Raw genomic sequence first — 14,427 nt, forward strand, 5'->3', positions numbered from 1 at the left:
GCCGTCAACTTGGTTTCATGAGTTGGCCGAATAATAGGTGCACATACACCTAAAGTCAATCCTTCCCTGCCTTACGGATAGGACAGGGGTATATCAGGCGGGGGTGATGTCGCGCGCCACGCGCACCACTTCCACCATGGAAGAGCGCAGCGCGTCCACCCGGTCGGCGCCATAGGTTTGCTCAAAGCGCTGGCTCACGGCGCGCCATAGCGGGCGGGCGCGCTCCAGCACTTCCTTGCCGGTTGGCGTGATGGTCAACAGGCGTTCGCGGCGGTCGGCGCCCACCGATACGGTGATCCAGCCATCGCGCTCCAGCGGCTTGACGTTGCGCGCCATGGTGGTACGGTCGATCACCATGCGCTCGGCCAGGTCGCTCAGCGCCAGCTGGCCTTCCTTGTCAACCTTGTTCAAAATGGAAAATTGCGTGAGGCGCAGTTGCATGGGACGCAAGGCCTCATCGTAAGCGCGGGTCACTGCCCGCGCCGCGCAGCGCACCGCGGCGCAGCTACATTCAAACATCGGCTCCATGGCCGGCTCCTTGCTGACTACAATTCGCGCATTATAGGCCAGATCGCCGCGCCAGGCAGGCGCGGCGATCTGGCTTTTAGTACAGCACAACCGAGCGGATCGACTCGCCGCTCTTCATCAGGTCGAAGCCCTGATTAATGTCTTCCAGTTTCAGGCGGTGGGTGATCAGGTCATCGATATTCAGCTTGCCTTCCATGTACCAGTCAACGATCTTCGGTACGTCGGTACGGCCGCGCGCGCCGCCGAAAGCGGAGCCCTTCCACTCGCGGCCGGTCACCAGCTGGAACGGACGGGTGGAGATTTCCTGGCCAGCAGCTGCCACGCCGATGATGATCGACTTGCCCCAGCCTTTGTGGCAGCACTCCAGCGCCTGGCGCATCAGGGTGGTGTTGCCGACGCACTCGAAGCTGTAGTCGGCGCCGCCGTCGGTCAGCTGGATGATGTGGTCGACCACGTTCTCCACTTCATTTGGATTCACGAAGTGGGTCATGCCGAACTTGCGCGCCATCGCTTCGCGCGCCGGGTTGATATCAACGCCGATGATCTTGTCCGCGCCCACCATCTTGGCCGCCTGGATCACGTTCAGGCCGATACCGCCCAGGCCGAACACCACCACGTTTGCGCCCGCTTCCACTTTGGCGGTGAACAGTACTGCGCCCACGCCGGTGGTCACGCCGCAACCGATGTAGCAAACTTTATCGAACGGCGCATCGCTGCGGATTTTCGCCAGCGCGATTTCCGGCACCACGATGTAGTTGGAGAAGGTCGACGTGCCCATGTAGTGATAGATAGGCTTGCCGTCGATGGAGAAGCGGCTGGTCGCATCCGGCATCAGGCCGCGGCCCTGGGTCGAGCGGATCGATTGGCACAGATTGGTTTTCTGCGACAGGCAGAATTTGCACTGGCGGCATTCCGGCGTGTACAGCGGAATGACGTGGTCGTCTTTTTTCAGCGATTTCACGCCGTGGCCAACGTCCACTACCACGCCCGCGCCTTCGTGGCCGAGAATCGCTGGGAAGATACCTTCCGGGTCAGCGCCGGACAGGGTGTAGTAATCGGTGTGGCAAATGCCGGTGGCCTTGATTTCCACCAGCACTTCGCCTTCGCGCGGGCCGCCCAGTTCGACTTCTTCAATCGTCAGGGGTTTGCCCGCTTGCCATGCAACGGCTGCTTTGGTTTTCATGAATGTTCCTTTCGCGTGGGAACGTCATGATAGCAAAATCAGTCGTGGAAAGCCTCAACCACTTTGCGCTGGCCGAGCATGAACGCATCGGCCACGTGACGCAGCGGCGCCACGTCCACATCCGACTTGCCGGCGCGGATGATGTCGGCAAAGCGCTGGTACAGCGATGGATACTCGGCCTCTTTCTCCAGCGCCTGCTCGGCGCCATTGATCCATAGACGCGCGCCGCCATTGGCCAGGCGCACTTCGCCGTCGGCCGTGGTGACGATGATGTCCCAGCTTTGCGGGCCGGTCTGGCGCCAGTCGAACTCCGCATGCACCTTGATACCTGCCGCGTCCTGGAAATGCAGGTCGGCGGCAATCGGCGCATCGCGGTTCTCCGGGAACTCCAGCGCAGCTTTGGTCAGGAACACGGCCGACGGCAAAATCTCGGTCACGATCGACAGCGCATTGATGCCCGGATCGAACACGCCCAGACCGCCCGCCTGCCAGATCCAGTCCTGGTTCGGGTGCCATTGGCGCACGTCTTCTTTCCAGATCACGTGCATGGCGGTTGGCTTGTTGGCCGCCAGGTGCGCCTTGGCCGGCTGCACGCCCGGCGCATAGCGCGAGTGCCAGCTGGCGAACAGGCTCACGCCCTGCTTGGCGGCGAAGGCTTCCAGATCAGCCACTTCCGACAAGGTCGCGCCCGGCGGTTTTTCCAGAAACACGTGCTTGCCGGCGGCCAGCGCCTTGTAGGCGGCGGCGTAACGGTACTGCGGCGGCATGCACAGCGACACCGCCTCGATATCCGGGCGCGCTTCCAGCATTGCCTCGATGGTCGGGAAGCTCGGAATATTGTCGATGGTGTTGTTGCGGCTGGCCGTGGCGACCAGCGTGAAGTTGCCGGCATTGGCGGCAATCGCCGGCACGTGCTGATCGTAGACGATCTTGCCCACACCGACGATGGCGAGTTTGATTGGTGACGTCATCTTGAGTCCTGATTGAGTTGATGCGGGAGCCTATCACCTCAAGCAGCCGCGCAACAAGCGCGGACGGACGTCACCGAGTATTTATTATCAATATTGCGATTATTGGGGTTCAACCGGCATCGCAGGGCCGATGCCCAGCAAATCCGACACCGTGCGCCACAGCTGGCGTGGCGAAGTCCACGGCTTGGGCAGGAAGGCGTTACCGGCATGATGCTGCTCGGGATGACGGGCCGAATACATCAGCACGCGCGCCTCGGCTTGCTGGCGGCGCAGGTCGTACAGCAGGTCGACACCGTCGCCATCCGGCAGATCGGGATCGAGCACCACCAGCGCGAACTTCCCTTTTTGCAGCATCTCCTGCGCGGCGGCCAAGGTAGGCACATGGGTTACCTGGGTTTCAGGCACCAGCAGCGCAGCCAGCACCAGTGCGGCGTCGTGGTCGCTGTCAACATGCAGCACGCGCGGCGCCTCGGCAAAAATGGAAAAGCCGATGGCGCCACCGCTGTCTTCGGTAAAAGGACGATAGGTACTGGTAGGGAAATCATTGGTCATGACGGTCTCCGCTGGAAAGCTGAACAAGCTCGGCGGAGTTGGGCCGAAAGGACGTGAGTGGCGCAGGGTACAGGCGGCCAGTGGGCGGCAGGAGCAGTTTGTGGCCCTGTCGCACTTGAGGCGGGCGGATAGCGTTATCCGCCGCTCAGGCGATAGTGTATAACAAAAATGTCGCAGGGCAAGAAAAATTGCCCGCGCCGTTTACTTTTTCAGACGGTTGTTGAATGCAGCATGCAAGCTATTGAGGGTCTCTTCGGCCGCCAACAGCTGATCCGCCACCTCGTTGACCTTGCGGCGGTTCGAGCGGGCGTGATCGCGCAGCACTTCGAAGGCAGTGTTGCGGTCGGTTTGGAACTTGCACATCAACAGGCCGACGGCGAGGCTGGTTTCGCGGCCGGCAGCCAGCGCGGCGTTCAGGTTCAGCTCGGTGCGGCGCAGCTGGCGGATTTCGTCGGCGCGCGCGAGGCCGGCGGTGAACGCGGGCATCAGGTGTTTTTCATCGACCGGTTTGACCAGGAAGCCGACCGCGCCGTACGAAGCGGCTTGCTTGCCAGCGTCGGCGTCACCGCGGCCGGACAGGAACATGAACGGCACCGAGCTGGTGGCGTGCAGTTGCTTGGCCAGTTCCAGGCCGTTCATGCCGGGCATGTGGATGTCGAGCAGAGCCATGTCGGGTTCGCGCTGGGCGATGGCTTGCAGGGCTTGTTCCGCCGACGATGCTTTGGACACTTCGTAGCCGGCATGGCCCAGTACTTCACCAAGGAAGTCCAGCAGCAGGGGATCGTCGTCGACGATGAGGATCAGGCGCTTCGGGGCAGGAGTAGATGCGGTCATGGGGCGGGAACCTTGGGCTAATACTAACGCCCCAATTATAAAACCGAATCCCCCCCACACTTCAAGCGTTTTTATTGCTGGGTGAAAAGCGATTGAAATTGGCCTACAGCCTGCCCGACACTTTCAGCTTGATACACGCTGCTGATGGCGGCCACCATGTGGGCGCCGCGCGCGACCAGCGGGGCGGCGTTTTCCGGCGTCATGCCGCCGATCACCACGGTGGGTACGCGGATCACTTCGCGCGCGTGGTCGAGGATGGTGGGCTGGGTAGTGACCGCATACTGCTTCACGCGCGACGGGTAAAAACCGCCGAAAGCGACGTAGCTGGCGCCTGCGTCTTGCGCGGCGAGCGCGCGCGGCAGGTCGCCATAGCAGGAGGCGCCGATGATTTTTCGTTGACCCAGTTTCATGCGAACGTGGGCCACTTCGGCATCGGTGCCGCCGAGGTGGACGCCGTCGGCATCGAGTTCGGCGCATAAGTCGACGTGGTCATTGATGATGAAAGGCACGCGGTAGCGGCGGCTTAATGCCAGCAGCGCCGCGGCTTGTTCACGGCGCAGCACCGGGCCGGCTTCCTTATGGCGGTATTGCAGCAGCGCGATCGGCGCGGCTTGCAAGGCCTGCTCGGTCAGTTGCAGCAGGCGACTGGTGTCATCCCAGTTGGGAGTGACGAGATAGAGTCCTTGCATGATGTGCTCTCTTTTCGATTAACGCAGCGGAATGCGCTGGCCGGCGGCGATGGCGTAAGCGTCGCGCAGCGCGTGAAAGGTGTAATGCTGGGCGTTCTCCAGCGCGACAGCGGTCGGCATGCCCAGCGCAAGCTGGCCGGCGATGGCGGCAGCGAGCGTGCACCCGCTGCCATGAAACTCGCCCGCCAACCGCGTCCACCGCCACTCGCGCCGAAGCCCGCCCTCGCCGCCCGCTGCGCCGGGGCCGTACCAGCGGTTGAAGACTTCGTCGCCTTCGCCATGGCCGCCGGTGATAAGGACGTGACGGCAGCCGCGCGCGCGCAGAACCCGTGCTTGCGCGTCCGGTTGCGTGGCGTCGCTGAGCGCTTGCGCCTCCGGCCCGTTAGGCGTGATGACCGTCGCCAGCGGCAGCAGCGGCGCCAACGCCTGCGCCGCATCATCGCGCGACAGCAGGTCGCCATGACCGCTGGCCAGCACCGGATCCAGCACGACCGGCAACTCCGGCTGGCGTTCACGCAAGCGCATGATCACCTCCGCAATCGCCAGCGCATTGGCGGCGCTGCCGGTGATGCCAATCTTCACCGCACTGATAGACATCTTGCGCGATAAAGCCTGCGCCTGGCGCAGCACCATGCCCGCATCCACCGGCTGCACGCCGTAGACACGGTCATTGTCCTGCACCGTCAGCGCAGTGCACACAGTGAGCGCATGCGCCCCCTGCCCCGCCACCGCCTGCAAGTCCGCCGACAGCCCCGCCCCGCCGGACGGATCGAGGCCGGCGAACACCAGTACGCATGGCCTCATGCCAAGCGGTCCGCCATCGGCGACGACGGCGATGCGGCGAACTTGCGCGCGATTCGGCCGGCGAGATACGCCTCGCGGCCAGCCTGCACGCCCAGCTTCATGGCCCGCGCCATGCGCACCGGATTCTGTGCACCGGCGATGGCGGTGTTCATCAACACGCCATCACAACCCAGCTCCATCGCAATCGCCGCATCCGAAGCCGTGCCGACGCCGGCATCCACCAGCACCGGCACATTGGCCTGCTCGATAATCAGCGACAGATTCCAAGGATTGAGAATCCCCATGCCCGAGCCGATCAAGGAAGCCAGCGGCATCACCGCCACGCAGCCGATATCCTCCAGCATGCGCGCCTGGATCGGATCATCGCTGCAATACACCATCACGTCGAAACCATCCTTGACCAGCGCTTCGGCCGCAACCAGGGTCTCCGGCATATTGGGGAACAACGTCTTCTCGTCACCGAGTACTTCCAGCTTCACCAGCTTATGGCCGTTGAGCAGCTCACGCGCCATTTGCAACGTGTAGATCGCATCCCTGGCGTTATAGCAGCCGGCGGTATTTGGCAAAATCGTGTAATGCGAAGGCGGCAGAACGTCCAGCAGCGACGGCGCCTTCGGATCCTGTCCGATATTCACGCGGCGAATCGCCACCGTGATGATTTCAGCTTCCGCAGCATCGGTCGCCTCGCGCGTCTGCTGCAAGTCCTTATACTTCCCACTCCCCACCAGCAAGCGTGACTTGTATTCCTTGCCTGCGATAATCAACGAATCTTGGGTTAAAGCGTTCATAAAATAGCTATCCTCCACAAATCTACCCCACACGCTTTTGCCTCGACATCAGCGTTACCACTTAGGGGTCAGACCCCGTACGGGGTCTGACCCCACCTGGCCGTGCGGGTTAAAGAAAAAATCAGCCGCCGCCGATGGCGCGCACAATATCCACCTTGTCCTGCGCTTGCAGGACACGTTCAGGCCACATCTGCCGCGGCACCACATTGCGATTGACCGCCAGCGCCAGCGCCTGTCCAGTGAGCTCCAGCGCATCTACCAGCTGATTCAAAGTCTGCTGCGGCGGCACCATGCGCGGCGCCCCGTTCAATTCAATCTCAATCATGATCGTTACGCCTTGCTGTACAACTCAGCGCCGTTCTTGATGAACTCCACCGCCTTCACCTGCATGCCCTCTTCCGCATACTGGCGCACCTCCTGCGTGATCTTCATCGAACAGAAATGCGGGCCGCACATCGAGCAGAAATGCGCGACCTTGGCGGAATCCTTCGGCAACGTCTCATCGTGGAATTCACGCGCCTTATCAGGATCGAGACCGATGTTGAACTGATCCTCCCAGCGGAATTCAAAGCGCGCCTTGGACAAAGCGTTATCGCGAATCTGCGCACCGGGATGGCCCTTCGCCAAATCCGCCGCATGCGCCGCGATCTTGTAAGTGATAATGCCATCCTTAACGTCATTCTTATCCGGCAAACCAAGATGCTCCTTCGGCGTCACGTAGCACAGCATCGCCGTGCCATACCAGCCGATTTGCGCGGCACCGATGCCGGAGGTGATGTGGTCATAGCCCGGCGCGATGTCCGTGGTCAAAGGCCCCAGCGTGTAGAACGGCGCCTCATGGCACTGCTCCAATTGCAGATCCATATTCTCTTTAATGAGCTGCATCGGCACGTGGCCCGGGCCTTCAATCATCACCTGCACATCGTGCTTCCACGCGATTTGCGTCAGTTCGCCCAGCGTCTTCAACTCCCCCAGCTGCGCTTCATCGTTAGCGTCATAAATCGAACCCGGACGCAAGCCGTCGCCCAGCGAAAACGACACGTCATACTTCTTCATGATTTCGCAAATCTCTTCGAAGTGCGTGTACAGGAAGTTCTCCTTGTGATGCGCGAGGCACCACTTGGCGAGAATCGATCCGCCGCGCGATACGATGCCCGTCATGCGCTTGGCCGTCAGCGGCACATAGCGCAGCAATACGCCAGCGTGAATGGTGAAGTAATCGACGCCTTGCTCCGCCTGTTCAATCAGCGTGTCGCGGTAGATCTCCCAGGTCAGATCCTCGGCCTTGCCGTTGACCTTCTCCAGCGCCTGGTAGATCGGCACCGTGCCGATAGGTACGGGCGAATTACGGATAATCCACTCGCGCGTTTCGTGTATGTGCTTGCCGGTGGAGAGATCCATCACCGTGTCGCCGCCCCAGCGAATCGACCACGTCATCTTCTCGACTTCTTCACCGATAGACGAGGTCACCGCCGAGTTGCCGATATTGGCGTTGATCTTGACCAGGAAATTACGGCCGATAATCATCGGTTCCACTTCCGGGTGATTGATATTGGCCGGGATGATGGCGCGGCCACGGGCGATTTCATCGCGCACGAATTCCGGCGTGATCTCGGCAGGAATCGCAGCGCCGTAAGCTTGGCCCGGATGCTGGCGGCCCATCAAATCAGCGAGGCGCTGGCCGGTCGAGCCGGAGGCTTTCAAGCTCTCGATGTACTCCTTGCGGCGCAGGTTTTCGCGGATGGCGACGTACTCCATCTCCGGCGTGACGATGCCCTGACGGGCGTAATGCATCTGCGTGACGTTCTTGCCATCGCGTGCGCGGCGCGGCTTGCGGTGCAGGTTAAAGCGCAGTTCTTCCAGCGCTGGATCAGCAAGCCGCGCCTTGCCGTAGACCGAGGTGGGGCCATCCAACTCCTCGGTATCGTCGCGCTCCAGTATCCACGGCAGGCGTGGCGTTTCGGTCAGGCCGGAGCGGATATCGATATGCGCGTCCGGGTCGGTGTACGGGCCGGAAGTATCGTAGACGTAAATCGGCGGGTTGGCTTCAAAGCCGAACGATGCGGGCGTATCGGCCTGCGAGATTTCGCGCATCGGCACGCGGATATCGGCGCGGCTGCCTTGCACGTAGACCTTGCGGGAATTGGGTAGTGGCTTGATTGCTGCCTCGTCCACCGTGGCGGTGGCGGACATGAATTTCGGGTTGGCGTTCATTTGGCTCCTTTGTTGGGCTACAGGAGCCAGCAAAGGAGGTTGGACGACGGCGCGCGCAGGTGCAACGATGGAACGGCGGCGCGGCGTTATCCTAAGCTTCCCTTCGCTGGCATTATCCAGATCAGGTTCGGAGGGTATTTCTCACCCGCTGCGCTCGCGCGCCGCAGGACCCCTAGCGTGTGCCACCTTGCGGCAGCGCGCCGATTATACGCCCGTCTTTCCCGATCCGACAACGATCTTCTGCTATCCTTGCTGGCGAACCGCTTACATAAGGAACGCCATGAAGAAATTTGCTTGTGCTTTGACCGTGTTGTGTTTGTCCGTCTCCTCCGCCTTTGCTGCCAGCTATCTCGATAAGCCGCTGGAAGAAAATCTGCCATCGCTGGTCGGCATCTACAAGCAAATCCACCAGTTCCCGGAACTGTCGCGCCAGGAGGTGAAGACTTCGGCGATGGTGGCGGAAGAGTTCCGCAAAGCCGGCTTCAAGGTCACTGAACGCGTTGGCAAATTCCCCGATGGCACGCAGGCTTACGGCGTAGTCGGCATCCTTGAAAACGGCCCCGGCCCACGCCTGCTGATTCGCGGCGACATGGACGCCCTGCCGATCATCGAAGAAACCGGCGTGCCCTACGCCAGCCAGGTGCGCACCAAGAACGCCGCCGGCCAGGACATCGGCGTGATGCACGCCTGCGGTCACGACATCCACACCACCACGTTGATCGGCACCGCGCGCATGATGGCGGCTACCCGCAAGCAGTGGAAAGGCACGCTGGTACTGGTCGGCCAGCCGGCCGAGGAAACTGCCGACGGCGCCAAGGCTCTATTGGCGGATAACTTCTACGAGCGCTTCGGCAAGCCGGACTTCGCCATCGCCTTGCACGACACGCCGTTCCGTGCCGCCGGCCAGGTGGCCGTCACCAGCGGCCCGACCACCGCCGGCGTGACCTCGATTGACGTCGTCATGCGCGGCATCGGCGGCCATGGCGCCGAACCGCAGAACGCTAAAGATCCGGTGGTGATGGCTGGCCAGTTCATCGTCCAGCTGCAAACCATCGTCAGCCGCGAGCAGGATCCGCGCGATCCGGCCGTGGTCACCATCGGCTCCATCCACGGCGGCACCAAGCGCAACATCATTCCATATGAAGTGAAACTGGAACTGACCACGCGCTCCTTCAGCGACAAGGCGAACCAGATCATCATCGACGGCGTGAAACGCATCGCGCGCGGCGTGGCGATTTCGGCCGGCGTGTCGGAAGACCGCATGCCCATCGTAACGGTGGTGGAGAAAGAAACGCTGCCGTCCATGCACAACAACCCGGCGCTGAATGCGAAAGTGACGAAGGCGCTGACCAGCGCGCTGGGCGCCGCCAACGTCTTTGAAGACGACGCGGTAATGAACAGCGAAGACTTCGGCCTGTTCGGCCTCCCCGGCCGTCAGATCCCGACCGTGATGTTCGGCCTGGGCGTGTCCGATCCGGCCGACCTGGCGGCAGCCAAGGCGGCCGGCAAGTCCGTCCCCGGCGCCCACACCAGCCGCTTCAAGCCGGAACCGGAGCCTAGCCTGCGCACCGGCGTGAAGGCCATGACCTCGGTGGCCACGGCCCTGCTGCAGTAATCAGTCCTTGAAGGCCGGCGTGGATTTGCTCATAGCGGCCATCATGGCCGCTTGCAGGTCGGCCGACATCAGCATGGCGGCGTTCCAGGTGGCGACGTAATTGAGGCCATCGGCCACCGAGTGGTCGCGCGCGTAGCTGATCATCTCCTTCACGCCACGTACCGACAGCGGCGACTTGGCGGCGATGTCGGCGGCGATTGCGCGTACGCCCTCGCGCAGTGCCTCCGGCGACTCGAACACGCGGTTCACGAAGCGCATCTCCTTGGCTTCCGCGCCATCGAACTTGCGGGCGGTGTAGGCCAGCTCGCGCGCCATGCCTTCGCCGATCAGGCGCGGCAGGCGTTGCAGGGTGCCCACGTCGGCCACCATGCCGATATCGATTTCCTTGATGGTGAACCAGGCGTCGGACGAGCAGTAGCGCATATCGGCGCAGCTGATCAAATCGATGCCGCCGCCCACGCAAGCGCCATGCACGGCAGCCAGCACCGGCTTGCGGCAGCGTTCAAGACTAGTCAGCGTATCCTGCAAATCCAGTATCACGCGACGCAAGTTTTCGCGCGTACGGCCATCGCAGTCATCGCGCACCTGCGCGCCGACGCCCATCATCATCTGCAGATCGATGCCAGCGGTGAAGGCCTTGCCCTCGCCTTCGAGAATCGCGACACGAATCTCGGGCGTCTCATCGACATAGCGGAACGCCGAACGAATATCGTTCCACATCGCCAAATTCATCGCATTCAACTTCTCCGGCCGATTCAAGCGCACCGTCGCAATCCCGCCCTCAATGCTCAACGTCACCGTTTCAAAGCTTGGCATACCTATGTCTCCTTTTAGCGATGCTCTCTTGTGTGCCATACACGCAAAATGTAGATCGCCGTATTTTTTATTTCATAGCGGATTTCATATTGGCGCACCAGAATCCGGCGCACCTCTCTTGGTGAGAACTCAGGCAGCAACTCCCCGATACGAGGGTTTGCCAGCAATACATCAGGAGCAGACACCAAGGCACGAAGGGCCCTCGCGGCGGCATCCTGATCGATCAGCGCAAGAAACTCATGCAGTCGATCAAGATCGGACAGCGCCTTGTTAGTCCACTGGATGTCCATGACTCATGGCCGTGGCAGCGGCTTGCTAGTGCCCAGACTATCTGCCCATCTCTTCACATCCTGCTGATCGACAAAACGTCCAGCGTCGACATCTTCCAGTGCCTCCAGCGTCATCGCGTGGCGAGCTTCTGCCAGCTCTCGGCTCAAAGCATCGAGGATGCGCTGCTTATCCGTCAAGCTTAATGATTTGATACTTTCCTCTATTTCGGCTAGGGTCAGGGCCATGGAATCCTCCTACGGGTTAGCCCATTGTAGCTGCCACAATAATGCGCAGCAGGGGCTGCGTCATCTATAATGGCTGTTTTCGCAAATTAAATCTGCCATATCATGGAATTAGCCAAGTCTTTCGAGCCTGCCGACATTGAACAATTCTGGCGCAGCGAGTGGGAGTCGCGCGGTTACTACACCGCCACCCTCGACGCCGGCAAACCTTCTTTCAGCATCCAGCTGCCGCCGCCGAACGTCACCGGCACCCTGCACATGGGCCATGCTTTCAACCAGACCATCATGGATGGCCTGACCCGCTACCACCGCATGCTCGGCCATAACACGGCCTGGATTCCGGGCACCGACCACGCCGGTATCGCCACCCAGATCGTGGTGGAACGCCAGCTCGACGCGCAGAAAGTCTCGCGCCATGACCTCGGCCGCGAAAAATTCATCGAAAAAGTCTGGGAGTGGAAAGAGAAATCCGGCTCCACCATCACCGGCCAGATGCGCCGCTTGGGCGCCTCGCCGGACTGGAAGCGCGAATACTTCACCATGGACGCCGAGCGCTCCAAGGTCGTCACCGAGGTGTTCGTGCGCCTGCACGAGCAAGGTCTGATCTACCGCGGCAAGCGCCTGGTCAACTGGGATCCGGTGCTGGGCACCGCCGTGTCCGACCTGGAAGTGGTGTCGGAAGAAGAAGACGGCTCGATGTGGTACATCAAGTACCCGCTGGCCGATGGCAGCGGCCACCTGACCGTCGCCACCACCCGTCCTGAAACCATGCTGGGCGACGTCGCCGTGGCCGTGGATCCAACCGACGAGCGCTACCAGCCGCTGGTCGGCAAGATGCTGACCCTGCCGCTGGTCGGCCGCGAAATCCCGATCATCGCCGACGAATACGTCGACAAAGCCTTCGGCACCGGCTGCGTGAAGATCACCCCTGCGCACGACTTCAACGACTACGCTGTCGGCCAGCGCCACAAGCTGGCCATGCCGTCGATCCTGACGCTGGAAGCCAAGATCGTTGACGACGCACCGGAAGCCTACCGTGGCCTCGACCGCTTTGAAGCGCGCAAGAAAATCGTCGCTGATCTGGAAGCGCAAGGCCTGCTGGAAGAAGTTAAAAAGCACAAGCTGATGGTGCCGCGCGGCGACCGTACCGGCGTGGTCATCGAGCCGATGCTGACCGACCAGTGGTTCGTCGCCATGAGCAAACCTGCACCGGAAGGCACTTTCAATCCGGGCAAATCGATTGCCGAAGTGGCGCTGGAAAAAGTATCGTCGGGCGAAATCAAATTCGTGCCAGAGAACTGGACCACCACCTACAACCAGTGGCTGAACAACATCCAGGACTGGTGCATCTCGCGCCAACTGTGGTGGGGCCACCAGATCCCGGCATGGTACGACGACGCCGGCAACATCTTCGTCGCCAAGACCGAAGAAGAAGCCAAGGCGCAAGCTGCGGCCAAAGGCATCACCGCGCCGCTGCGCCGCGACAACGACGTGCTGGACACCTGGTTCTCGTCCGCGCTGGTGCCGTTCTCGACCCTGGGCTGGCCGGAAGAGACGCCTGATATCAAGGCCTTCCTGCCATCGTCGGTGCTGGTGACCGGCTTTGACATCATCTTCTTCTGGGTGGCGCGCATGGTCATGATGACCGCGCACTTCACCGGCAAAGTGCCGTTCGAAACCGTGTACGTGCACGGTCTGGTGCGCGACTCGCAAGGCCAGAAGATGTCCAAGTCCAAGGGCAATACGCTGGATCCGATCGACCTGATCGACGGCATCGGCGTGGAAGCGCTGGTGGAAAAACGCACCACCGGTCTGATGAATCCGAAAGCCGCTGAAAAAATCGCCAAGGCTACCCGCAAGGAATTCCCGGAAGGTATCGCTGCCTACGGTACCGACGCGGTGCGCTTCACCATGGCGTCGTACGCCTCGCTGGGCCGCAACATCAACTTCGATCTGGGCCGCGCTGAAGGCTACCGCAACTTCTGCAACAAGCTGTGGAATGCGACCCGCTTCGTGATGATGAATACCGAAGGCAAGGATTGCTCGGCTTCCGAAGCCGACCTGTCGAACGCCGACAAGTGGATCATCTCGCTGCTGCAAAAGGCTGAGCTGGACGTGGCCAAGGGCTTCGAAGACTACCGCTTCGATAACATCGCCTCGGCCATCTACAAGTTCGTGTGGGACGAGTACTGCGACTGGTATCTGGAAGTCGCCAAGGTGCAGGTACAGAGCGGCACCGAAGGCCAGCAGCGCGCCACCCGTCACACGCTGCTGCGCGTGCTGGAAGTGGTGCTGCGCCTGGCGCACCCGGTGATTCCGTTTGTGACCGAAGCGTTGTGGCAAGCTGTTGCGCCGCTGGCCGGCAAGACTGGCGATTCGATCATGCTGCAGCCGTACCCGATCGCTAACACGGCCAACATCGATGAATCGGCTGAGGCTTGGATGCAGCAGCTGAAGGCGCTGACCGATGCGACCCGTAACCTGCGCGGTGAGATGCAGCTGGCGCCGTCGCTGCGCGTGCCGCTGATCGTCGAGCCGGGCAATGCTGCTGACAAAGCTGCGATGGAAGGCTTTGCACCGTACGTGCAGTCGCTGGCCAAGCTGGCGGAAGTGCAGATTGTGGACGCGCTGCCGGATTCTCCAGCCGCCGTGGCCATCGTTGGCACGACCAAGCTGATGCTGAAAGTGGAAATCGACGTGAAGGCCGAGCGCGAGCGTCTGACCAAGGAGATCACCCGTCTGGAAGGCGAGATCAACAAGGCCAACGGCAAGCTGTCGAACGAAAGCTTTGTGGCGCGCGCGCCAGCGGAAGTGGTGGCGCAGGAGAAAGAACGCGTGGCCAACTTCTCGGCTACGCTGGCCAAGATGCAAGAGCAGATTGCCAAACTGCCGGCAGCCTAATCAGACCCGCACTGCCATGC

At 61.5% G+C, this 14,427-nt stretch carries 15 protein-coding genes and 1 riboswitch; of the genes, 2 read left to right on the plus strand and 13 right to left on the minus strand.

Annotation, left to right across the window (positions count from 1 at the left end):
* Positions 1 to 93: 93 nt before the first annotated feature.
* The 10 genes from GTP45_RS03910 to thiC all read right to left on the minus strand — a co-directional run bounded on the left by GTP45_RS03910 (position 94) and on the right by thiC (position 8,563).
* On the minus strand, positions 94 to 528 hold the full coding sequence (locus GTP45_RS03910; RefSeq protein ID WP_161012545.1) for a MarR family winged helix-turn-helix transcriptional regulator: 435 nt from the start codon (positions 526 to 528) through the stop codon (positions 94 to 96).
* A 76-nt stretch (positions 529 to 604) separates the two neighbouring features.
* The gene (locus GTP45_RS03915; protein ID WP_161012546.1) at positions 605 to 1,711 is read right to left on the minus strand and encodes an S-(hydroxymethyl)glutathione dehydrogenase/class III alcohol dehydrogenase; all 1,107 of its coding nucleotides are present in this window, start codon (positions 1,709 to 1,711) and stop codon (positions 605 to 607) included.
* Between the two features lie 38 nt (positions 1,712 to 1,749).
* Positions 1,750 to 2,682 carry a Gfo/Idh/MocA family protein gene (locus tag GTP45_RS03920; protein WP_161012547.1) on the minus strand — a complete coding sequence of 311 codons (933 nt, stop codon included), beginning with the start codon at positions 2,680 to 2,682 and terminating at the stop codon, positions 1,750 to 1,752.
* Between the two features lie 99 nt (positions 2,683 to 2,781).
* The gene (locus GTP45_RS03925; RefSeq protein WP_161012548.1) at positions 2,782 to 3,234 is read right to left on the minus strand and encodes a response regulator; all 453 of its coding nucleotides are present in this window, start codon (positions 3,232 to 3,234) and stop codon (positions 2,782 to 2,784) included.
* 201 nt (positions 3,235 to 3,435) lie between these two features.
* Positions 3,436 to 4,068, minus strand: a complete 633-nt coding sequence (locus GTP45_RS03930) for an ANTAR domain-containing response regulator (protein ID WP_161012549.1) — start codon at positions 4,066 to 4,068, stop codon at positions 3,436 to 3,438.
* A 71-nt stretch (positions 4,069 to 4,139) separates the two neighbouring features.
* On the minus strand, positions 4,140 to 4,757 hold the full coding sequence (thiE, locus tag GTP45_RS03935) for a thiamine phosphate synthase (protein ID WP_161012550.1): 618 nt from the start codon (positions 4,755 to 4,757) through the stop codon (positions 4,140 to 4,142).
* Between the two features lie 18 nt (positions 4,758 to 4,775).
* Complete coding sequence (gene thiD, locus GTP45_RS03940) at positions 4,776 to 5,561, minus strand: bifunctional hydroxymethylpyrimidine kinase/phosphomethylpyrimidine kinase (protein ID WP_161012551.1); 786 nt, start codon at positions 5,559 to 5,561, stop codon at positions 4,776 to 4,778.
* Complete coding sequence (locus GTP45_RS03945) at positions 5,558 to 6,349, minus strand: thiazole synthase (RefSeq protein WP_161012552.1); 792 nt, start codon at positions 6,347 to 6,349, stop codon at positions 5,558 to 5,560. Before GTP45_RS03945 ends, thiD begins: the two co-directional genes overlap by 4 nt.
* A 121-nt stretch (positions 6,350 to 6,470) precedes the next feature.
* Positions 6,471 to 6,674, minus strand: a complete 204-nt coding sequence (gene thiS / locus GTP45_RS03950; RefSeq protein ID WP_161012553.1) for a sulfur carrier protein ThiS — start codon at positions 6,672 to 6,674, stop codon at positions 6,471 to 6,473.
* Positions 6,675 to 6,679: 5 nt separating this feature from the next.
* Positions 6,680 to 8,563, minus strand: a complete 1,884-nt coding sequence (gene thiC, locus GTP45_RS03955; protein WP_161012554.1) for a phosphomethylpyrimidine synthase ThiC — start codon at positions 8,561 to 8,563, stop codon at positions 6,680 to 6,682.
* An 81-nt stretch (positions 8,564 to 8,644) separates the two neighbouring features.
* Positions 8,645 to 8,747, minus strand: a riboswitch (TPP riboswitch).
* Between the two features lie 96 nt (positions 8,748 to 8,843).
* Between thiC and GTP45_RS03960 the strand changes: the two genes are divergently transcribed.
* Positions 8,844 to 10,178: a M20 metallopeptidase family protein gene (locus GTP45_RS03960; protein ID WP_161012555.1), complete on the plus strand. Its 1,335-nt coding sequence runs from the start codon at positions 8,844 to 8,846 to the stop codon at positions 10,176 to 10,178.
* Here GTP45_RS03960 and GTP45_RS03965 read toward each other — a convergent pair whose 3' ends face one another.
* The 3 genes from GTP45_RS03965 to GTP45_RS03975 are packed head-to-tail and all read right to left on the minus strand — an operon-like array spanning position 10,179 to position 11,509.
* Entirely contained in the window at positions 10,179 to 10,994 is an 816-nt protein-coding gene (locus tag GTP45_RS03965; RefSeq protein WP_161012556.1) for a crotonase/enoyl-CoA hydratase family protein, read from the minus strand.
* Between the two features lie 14 nt (positions 10,995 to 11,008).
* Positions 11,009 to 11,284: a type II toxin-antitoxin system RelE/ParE family toxin gene (locus GTP45_RS03970; protein ID WP_161012557.1), complete on the minus strand. Its 276-nt coding sequence runs from the start codon at positions 11,282 to 11,284 to the stop codon at positions 11,009 to 11,011.
* Positions 11,285 to 11,287: 3 nt separating this feature from the next.
* A complete protein-coding gene (locus tag GTP45_RS03975) occupies positions 11,288 to 11,509 on the minus strand; it encodes a CopG family transcriptional regulator (RefSeq protein WP_161012558.1) in 222 nt (73 codons plus the stop codon).
* Between the two features lie 102 nt (positions 11,510 to 11,611).
* Here GTP45_RS03975 and GTP45_RS03980 point away from each other — a divergent pair, with 102 nt between their 5' ends.
* Positions 11,612 to 14,407 (plus strand): valine--tRNA ligase, encoded by a 2,796-nt coding sequence (locus GTP45_RS03980; protein WP_161012559.1) that lies wholly within the window; start codon positions 11,612 to 11,614, stop codon positions 14,405 to 14,407.
* Positions 14,408 to 14,427 lie beyond the last annotated feature (20 nt).

Origin of the sequence: Duganella rivi (genome assembly GCF_009857435.1) — a bacterium.
In the GTDB taxonomy this organism is placed as follows: Bacteria; Pseudomonadota; Gammaproteobacteria; order Burkholderiales; family Burkholderiaceae_D; genus Rugamonas; species Rugamonas rivi.